This is a genomic window from bacterium, assembly GCA_040755795.1.
In the GTDB taxonomy this organism is placed as follows: domain Bacteria; phylum UBA9089; class CG2-30-40-21; order CG2-30-40-21; family SBAY01; genus JBFLXS01.
In genome coordinates this window covers 1-1,044 of the sequence record JBFLXS010000760.1, presented here as the reverse complement: position 1 = coordinate 1,044, position 1,044 = coordinate 1, and the positions used below count along the sequence as shown (strand labels likewise).

Genomic DNA, 1,044 nt, shown 5'->3' with positions numbered 1-1,044 from the left:
AGTCAAGTCATAGCGCGTGGTCAAGTCAGTAATATAGGCGCAGCCGTAAGTGTGGGGATGTCAAAAATTATGGCACACCATCCTCTAGATGATATAATTAATTTAATGAAATTTCGTTTTTTGGAAGCAATCGTTATCCAGCGATTAATTGCAGGGGTTTTTGGTGACCAGATTGTGGGTCAATTGTTCCTCTGTAAATAGCGATTTTTTTCTCTCTTGCCAAGCGGTCGCCCTGTGCTAAGACATTTTGTTCACGGCTCCAGACAGGGCCGTGACTAAACGTAGACCACAGACTAAATTCTTGTTGGAGACCTTCATGGCGCCCATAACGAACGGTAGAAGCCTCAAGTGTTTTAATTGCCAACACACACGGATAATTTCTAACATTGCCGCGGGTAAAGACGAGCTCCGCGTAACGAATAGGTATATTTAACATCGAAGCCATTTCACGAGGAGCGATTGTTGGTCGAGTATCTACGAATAAATTAACTAATCTATTTCTCTGTGTATGGCAATGGATTCCCATTAAGTGATTACTGTTTGGTGTTACTTCGCCTTCATCGCCCACTGTTATTTCTGTGCATACTAATGTACCTCTAATTGAATCGATACCCCAAAATGTTTCTTTATTAAGTGGAACTCGTTGCCTGTCTTTTTCAGATGGGGCGATTACCCGCCAAATTGGCGTAATATCCACCGAGGTTGAAAGGCAATCTGCCTCTAGGGGTCCATCCTCGGGCAAGCCAATAAGTCTATTAACCACCACAATAGCCTGACCAAAACTATCTGTAGTAGAAGGATACTCATCCATGTGAGAATACATTTTAACATATGGGGTCAATTATTGTTATTATTATGCTCTAATCTTGAAATTTCATCCCCAAAAAATCAAAGAAAAATATCCAAACCTTTTGGTGGAAACCTGGTTTGCCGAAATGAAACCCCAAGATAGAGCTTCAGAAATTACCTTCATTAAAGTGCTATAATTCTCTTGATGAAATTTCGTTTTTTGGAAGATATTGCCACAGCTGATGCTGCTTTTGA

At 40.7% G+C, this 1,044-nt stretch carries 1 protein-coding gene; it reads right to left on the bottom strand.

Annotation, left to right across the window (positions count from 1 at the left end):
- Positions 1–133: 133 nt before the first annotated feature.
- Positions 134–823: a hypothetical protein gene (locus tag AB1414_21475; protein ID MEW6609982.1), complete on the bottom strand. Its 690-nt coding sequence runs from the start codon at positions 821–823 to the stop codon at positions 134–136.
- Positions 824–1,044: the final 221 nt, after the last annotated feature.